General features: G+C 68.8%; 6 protein-coding genes. 5 read left to right on the top strand and 1 reads right to left on the bottom strand.

The genetic code is table 11. From position 1 onward, the window contains the following. Positions 1–179: 179 nt before the first annotated feature. Positions 180–1397: an FAD-dependent monooxygenase gene (locus tag ACFWDI_RS40640; RefSeq protein ID WP_385312101.1), complete on the top strand. Its 1218-nt coding sequence runs from the start codon at positions 180–182 to the stop codon at positions 1395–1397. A 57-nt stretch (positions 1398–1454) separates the two neighbouring features. On the opposite strand, the gene ACFWDI_RS40635 is transcribed toward ACFWDI_RS40640, so the two are convergent. Continuing rightward, a complete protein-coding gene (locus tag ACFWDI_RS40635) occupies positions 1455–2000 on the bottom strand; it encodes a VOC family protein (protein ID WP_385312099.1) in 546 nt (181 codons plus the stop codon). Positions 2001–2167: 167 nt separating this feature from the next. Between ACFWDI_RS40635 and ACFWDI_RS40630 the strand changes: the two genes are divergently transcribed. The 4 genes from ACFWDI_RS40630 (at position 2168) to ACFWDI_RS40615 (ending at position 6403) form a co-directional block, all read left to right on the top strand. Beyond that, complete coding sequence (locus tag ACFWDI_RS40630; RefSeq protein WP_385312098.1) at positions 2168–2323, top strand: hypothetical protein; 156 nt, start codon at positions 2168–2170, stop codon at positions 2321–2323. A 113-nt stretch (positions 2324–2436) separates the two neighbouring features. Continuing rightward, positions 2437–3840 carry an NAD(P)/FAD-dependent oxidoreductase gene (locus ACFWDI_RS40625; RefSeq protein WP_385312096.1) on the top strand — a complete coding sequence of 468 codons (1404 nt, stop codon included), beginning with the start codon at positions 2437–2439 and terminating at the stop codon, positions 3838–3840. Then, positions 3837–5387, top strand: coding sequence for a peptide MFS transporter (locus ACFWDI_RS40620; protein WP_385312093.1), 1551 nt, complete (start codon positions 3837–3839; stop codon positions 5385–5387). Before ACFWDI_RS40625 ends, ACFWDI_RS40620 begins: the two co-directional genes overlap by 4 nt. Further along, positions 5384–6403: a methyltransferase gene (locus ACFWDI_RS40615; RefSeq protein ID WP_385312091.1), complete on the top strand. Its 1020-nt coding sequence runs from the start codon at positions 5384–5386 to the stop codon at positions 6401–6403. Before ACFWDI_RS40620 ends, ACFWDI_RS40615 begins: the two co-directional genes overlap by 4 nt. Positions 6404–6480: the final 77 nt, after the last annotated feature.

Below are 6480 nucleotides of genomic sequence, written 5' to 3'. Positions count from 1 at the left end.
GGGGCCAGGCGCTCCATCCAATCGCCCGCCCGGACCGGCTGCGTCGCGGCGGGGGGGGGGGGCGCGCGGGGGGCCCCCCCCCCCCGCCTCCAGGCCCCTGGCCCGGGCGTCCGCGGGGGCCTGGGGCCACACGACCGAACCGGCACAAGCACACGAACGCACAGGAAGTGAGACTGAGCATGGGCAACACAGCAGCGGCAGGGACGCGGAGGGCCGTGCTGATCGGCTGCGGCATCGCGGGCCCGGTACTGGCCATGTTCCTGCAGCGCATCGGCGTCACCGCCGTTATCTACGAAGGGAGCAGCGTGCCCCGGGACGAGGCCGGGGCGTTCTTGAACCTGGCCCCCAACGGAATGGCCGTACTGGACACGCTGGGCATCCGTGACGAGGTGGAGAAGTACGGCACCCAGACCACCAGCACCGCCTTCCTCAACCACAAGGGCAAGCAGCTGGGGCTCAACCCGGCCGAAACCCTGCTGATCAAGCGGGGGTTGCTCAACAAGGCGCTGCGCGACGCGGCCGTCTCCCGCGGTGTGCAGATCGAATTCGACAAGTTCTTCGAGAGCGTGGAGCACACCGCCGACGGGATCGTCGCCCGCTTCAAGGACGGTTCCACCGCCGAGGGCGACTTCCTGATCGGCTGCGACGGCATTCACTCCAAGACCCGGTACACGGTGCTGCCGGACGCTCCGCACCCCCAGTACACCGGGGTCGTCGGCACCGCCGGCTACACGCGCAGCGACCAGGCCGCGCCCGCGGACGGTGTGATGCGGATGTCGTTCTGCCTGGAGGGCTTCTTCGGCTACCAGACCACCTCGTCGGGCGAGATCTACTGGTTCGAGAACTTCCACCAGGCCAAGGAGCCCGCGCGCGGCGAACTGGAGCGGACCCCGCACGAGGAGTGGAAGCCGAAACTGCTGACCAAGCACCGCAGGGACCATCACCCGGTCTCGGCCATCATCGAGTCCACCGAGAGCGGCATCCTCGGATATCCCATCTACGACATGCTCTCGATCCCGAAGTGGCACAAGGACCTGGTGTGCCTGGTCGGGGACGCGGCCCACGCCACCTCGCCCCATGTGGGCCAGGGTGTCTCCATGGCCATGGAGGACTCGATCGTGCTCGCCAAGTGCCTGCGGGATCTGGACACTCCGCAGCAGGCGTTCGCCGCTTTCCAGTCGATCCGCAAGGACCGGGTCGAGAAGATCATCAAGGAGGGGCGCAGGACCGGTAACCAGAAGGCCGCGTCGAACGGCTTCCAGCGTGGCGTACGCGACCTGGTGCTGCCGTTCTTCCTCAAGCTCGGTGTCAAGGCGACCGAGCCGGTCTACTCCTACCGCGTCGACTGGGACGAGACGGTCACTCCGTCCCATGTCGCGGCGGCAGCAACGCACTGAGGCACGCGCCCCTCGGGGCGCGTGCCTCGTGCACCACCTGTGACGCCGGCTCTCCGGTCAGCCTTCGGTGTGGGTGGAGATCTGGACGAAATTGCCCTCCGGGTCGGCCACATACGCGGACCGCTCGCCCCACGGCTGATTCTTGGGCGCCATCAGGACCTTCGCCCCTGCCCTCTTCGCCCTGGCGAAGAGGGCATCGACGTTCGGTGTGAGCACGGCGACCTCGGACTGGTGAGTCTTGGTCCGGCCGATGCCCGGAATCCCGGTCGCCTGCTTCACCGTGTCGTACGTGGTGAAGGTGATGTAGTAGTCCGTCCCCAGCCGGACTGTTCCGAACAGCGCCGGGCCCGTCTCCGGCAGCCGGAACAGCACCTCGAATCCGAGGGCGTCCCGGTAGAAGTTCAGCAGCGTGTCGACGTTGGTCGTGTAGAGGGTCGTCTGGCCGTGCCGGACCTCCGCCGTCGGCGTGGCTGTGGCCGTGGGCCTGGGTCGGGGCTTGGCGGTCTCGGCGCCCGCCGTCGTGCCGGCGGCGACCAAACTCACGGCCAGCAGCGCGGTCGCCGTCGTGCCGGCCGCCCACATCCGGGCCGTACGTGCAGCCATCAGGCTCTCCCTTGTTCGATGGAATCCGGCCATTACTGAGCCAGAACTCGGCAGGGTCTCGCTCGAGCGACGCTCGACTCCGGCCGGTCACACTCCCCTCAACTCCCGATGTCTGCACCAGAAGCGAGGCACGGCATGACGACCGCCGACCAGAACAGGACGACGGAGTGACCGGCCCGAGCACCGCGGCGAGCCCGCCTTCGGCCTCGGGCTTCAGCTGGTTCACGATCGGCGGGCTCGTCCTGGTCGCGCTGGTGGCGCAGGCGATGCCGTGCCGGGTGGCCGGGTACGCCGACACCGACACCGACACCGACGCCGGCTGAGCCGGAGCGGAGCGGGCATCGAGTTCTTCTCCAGTACTCCTCCGGCGCCCCGGTGCACGGTGCAGCGGACGGTCAGAACTCCGTTTCGCGTGCTCGGAGGATTGGAGAAATACATGCGTGGTTCCACCCAGATCCTCGTCATCGGGGGAGGGCCCGCGGGCTCCACCGCTGCAGGTCTCCTGGCCAAGGAAGGTTTCCAGGTCACGCTGCTGGAGCGTGACCAGTTCCCCCGCTACCACATCGGCGAATCGATCCTCCCCTCGTGCCGGCCGATCCTGGAACTGCTGGGCGTCTGGGACAAGGTGGAGTCGCACGGCTTCCAGCCCAAGGGCGGCGCCTACTTCTTCTGGGGCCCGGAGGAGTGGGAGGTCAAGTTCAACAGCCTCGGCGACGACGGCGCCAACGCCTGGCAGGTCGTGCGCTCCGAGTTCGACGAGCTGCTGCTGCGGCACGCGGCGGAACTCGGCGTCGAGGTCGTCGAGAACATCACCGTCAAGGAACTCGAATTCGACGGCGAGCGCCCGGTGGCGGCCCTGTGGGCAGGCACCAAGGACGCCTCGCAGAACGGCCGTATCGCCTTCGACTACGTCATCGACGCCTCCGGCCGCGGCGGGGTCTTCGCCGCCCGGCACCTGAAGAACCGCGAGTACCACGAGATCTTCCGCAATGTCGCCGCCTGGTCGTACTGGAAGAACGTCAAGCCCCTGGACCGCGGGCCCGATGGTGCGATCGCCGTCCTGTCCTCGGCCGACGGCTGGTTCTGGAACATTCCGCTGCACAACGGCACCACCAGCATCGGACTTGTCACCGGCCGGGACATCTTCAACGAGAAGAAGAACGCCCTCGGCGGCATCCAGCAGGTCTACAACAAGGCCATCGCGGAGTGCCGGCACCTGCTCCCCCTCCTCGAGGGCGCCGAGCAGGTCTCCGGCATGAAGGTCGAGCAGGACTACTCGTACACGGCCGAGAGCTTCGGCGGCCCCGGCTATCTGCTCAGCGGCGACGCCGCCTGCTTCCTGGACCCGCTGCTCTCCACCGGTGTGCACCTGGCCACCTACAGCGCGATGCTCGCGGCCGCCAGCGTCTCCAGCGTGCTGCGCGGCGAGGTGGAGGAGAAGGAGGCCTGGGACTTCTACAACACCGTCTACCGGCATGCGTACGAGCGGCTGCTGGTGCTCGTCTCCGTCTTCTACGAGAGCTACCGCGGCAAGGAGCACCACTTCTACAACGCCCAGAAGCTCACCAGCGCGCAGCGCGAGAACCTCAGCATCCAGGACGCCTTCGACCGCATCGTGACCGGCATCGCCGACCTCGAGGACGCGCAGGACGTCTACTCACGGGTGCACGCCCACCTCAACGGCGCGGAGAGCGGTGACCCCAACCCGCTGGCCAACCTGAACAAGGTGCACGAGCAGAAGCAGGCGCCGATGAGTCCGCAGAACGCGGTCGGCGGTCTGTATCTCTCCTTCCGGCCCCGCCTGCACCTGGCGCGTACGGAGGGAGAGAGCACCGCATGACCACCGCACGCGCTGATCAGGATCCCGGAGTCGGCGGGGCCGGCACCGGATCGGTCAGAAGCTGGCCGCCGTGGTACCGCACGCTGTTCATGAGCGATGTGTGGGAGCGCTTCGGCTTCTTCGGTATGCAGGCCATCCTGGTTCTGTACGCGGTCGCCCCGCGCTCCGAGGGCGGACTGGGGCTGGCGAAGGCCGATTCCGCGGCCCTGTTCGGCGCGTGGATCGGGCTCGCCTTCATGCTCTGTCTGCCCGGGGGCTGGGTGGCCGACCGGCTGCTCGGCCCGCGGCGGACGCTCATCATCGGGGCCTGCGTCATCACGGTCGGCCATTTCGCGCTGGCCACACCCTGGCTGTGGACGACGCCGCTGGGACTCGTCCTGCTCGCGCTCGGCCTCGGCCTGTACAAGCCGAACCACCAGGCCATGCTCAACCTGATGTTCGGCAAGGACAGCGGCCGGCGCGAGGCCGGTATCTCGCTGATGTACGTCGGCATCCAGGTGAGCGCCCTGCTCTCGCCGCTGATCGCCGGATTCCTCGGCGAGCGCGTCGACTGGCAGCTCGGCTTCGCCGTCTCCGGTACGGCCATGCTGCTCGGCACGATCCAACTCTGGCTCAGCCAGCACCAGTTCAGGGACGTCGGGAGCCGCCCCGGGCGACCGCTGAACCCTGATGAGTCCCGGCGCGCCTTCCGGCTGATCGGCACGACCGCCGCCGTGGTGGTCGTGCTGGTGACGGGCGGAGTGGTGTCCGGCGGCCTGAACGCCGGCGGCGCCATCGGTCTGGTCGGCACGGTCAGCATCCTCGCCCCGGTCCTCGCCTACCTGGTGCTCTACCGCAGCCGTGAGCTGAGCCCCGGGGACCGCAGGCGGCTGCGCGCCTTCCTCTGGATCTTCCTCGGCTCGACGCTCTTCTGGTCGATGATCGCTCAGGACGGTTCCTCGCTCACCCTGTTCGCCAAGGAGTCGACGGACCGTCATGTGTTCGGCTTCGACGTGCCGGTGAGCTGGCTGCAGTCGGCGACGCCGCTGTTCATCCTGGTCCTGGCGCCGGTGTTCGCCTGGGCGCTGCTGAAGTACGGCGGCGGCCGCAACGCCGTGCCGGTGAAGTTCTCCGTCGGACTGACGCTGACCGGCGTCAGCTTCCTGATCATGGCGTTGGCAGCGACCCTCGCGTCGGGCGACGAGAGAGTCTCCCCGTTGTGGCTCCTCGTCGTCTATTTCATGCATGCCTGCGGTGAGCTGATCGTCGCCGCGGTCGGCATCGCGGCGGTCGCCGACGTACTGCCGCGGAAGTTCATCGCCCACATGCTCGGACTGCTGTGGCTGTTCGCCGCGCTGGGCGGCGGCGCGGGCAGCGGCATGGTCCGGCTCATCGACGTCATCCCCGAGCCCGCCTACTACCTGATGCTCGCGGTGATGGCACTGGCCATGGGCGGTGCCCTCGCGCTGCGGCGGCACGCCGTGCAGCGGGGCCTGTCCGGCGACGAAGAGCACGTGCCGGGCGACGACACGGACGACACGCCCCTCAAGGAGGACAGCCCGGCATGACCACCACACATCTCGCGACCGACCCCAAGGACCCTTTCGGCATCAGCCAGTTGGGGCTGGGGTTCGCATCGTCGAAACTGCTGCTGACCGCCCTGGAGCTCGGGGTGTTCAGCACGCTCGCCGAGACCGCCGACAGCGAGGCGGAGGTGGAGGAACTGAGGGCGGCGCTCGGGTTGCACCCGCGGGCCGCCACCGACTTCTTCGACGCCCTGGTCGCACTCGGCCTGCTGGAGCGCTCGTCCGGCCGCTACCGCAACAGCGAGGCCGCGCAGCGGTATCTCGTACGCGGGGATGAGTACGCGGGAGGCTTCCTCGAAGGTGCCAACTTCGTGCTGTATCCGGCTTGGGGGCGCCTCACGCAGGCGCTGCGCACCGGCACCCCGCAGGCCGAGGGTGACTTCGAGGCGATGCTCAGCGATCCGGCTGCACAGCGGGTGTTCCTGACCATGCAGGACTCGCTGAGCGCTCCCCTGGTTCCGTATCTGCTGGGGGCCGTGGAGTGGAGCGGCTGGAGCACACTGACCGATGTCGGCGGCGCGCGGGGCAATCTCGCGGGGCTGCTGCTGCGCGCCCAGCCGCATCTGAGGGGCCGGGTCTTCGACCGGCCGCAGAACCAGGGGCCGTGCGCCGAGCACGCGCAGACGCTCGGCGTCGCGGACCGGCTGGCCTTCACCGGCGGAGACTTCTTCGCCGACGAGCTGCCCGGGGCCGACGTCGTGGTGATCGGCCACGTGCTGGCGGACTTCTCGCTGGAAGAGCGCAAGCAACTGATCGACAAGGCGTTCAAGGCGGTACGGCCGGGCGGTGCGCTGCTCGTCTACGACCCGATGCCCGGCGACAAGCCCGATCTGGCCAGTCTGGTCGCGAGCCTGCACATGCTCGTGATGACGCCCGCCGGGGCGGGCTATCACCCGGGCGACTGCGGCCAGTGGATGGCGCAGGCGGGCTTCACCGGCATCACCGAACACGAACTGCCGCTCGGCAACACCCTGGTGACCGGCCGCAAGCCGCGCTGACGTAAGCCCTCGAACCCGTACGGCCTTCGGCCGTGTCCTCAATCCCCCGGACGGGCTTGGGGCTGCCGGTCCGGCTG

The organism is Streptomyces sp. NPDC060064, from assembly GCF_042736455.1.
Classification (GTDB): Bacteria; Actinomycetota; Actinomycetes; order Streptomycetales; family Streptomycetaceae; genus Streptomyces.
This window is presented reverse-complemented; position numbering and strand designations above follow the sequence as displayed.

Bases quoted from the DNA above. Each gene is read 5' to 3' on its own strand.
- ACFWDI_RS40640 (WP_385312101.1), top strand. From the start codon at position 180: ATGGGCAACACAGCAGCGGCAGGGACGCGGAGGGCCGTGCTGATCGGC.
- ACFWDI_RS40625 (WP_385312096.1), top strand. From the start codon at position 2,437: ATGCGTGGTTCCACCCAGATCCTCGTCATCGGGGGAGGGCCCGCGGGC.
- ACFWDI_RS40615 (WP_385312091.1), top strand. From the start codon at position 5,384: ATGACCACCACACATCTCGCGACCGACCCCAAGGACCCTTTCGGCATC.
- ACFWDI_RS40635 (WP_385312099.1), bottom strand. From the start codon at position 2,000: ATGGCTGCACGTACGGCCCGGATGTGGGCGGCCGGCACGACGGCGACC.
- ACFWDI_RS40620 (WP_385312093.1), top strand. From the start codon at position 3,837: ATGACCACCGCACGCGCTGATCAGGATCCCGGAGTCGGCGGGGCCGGC.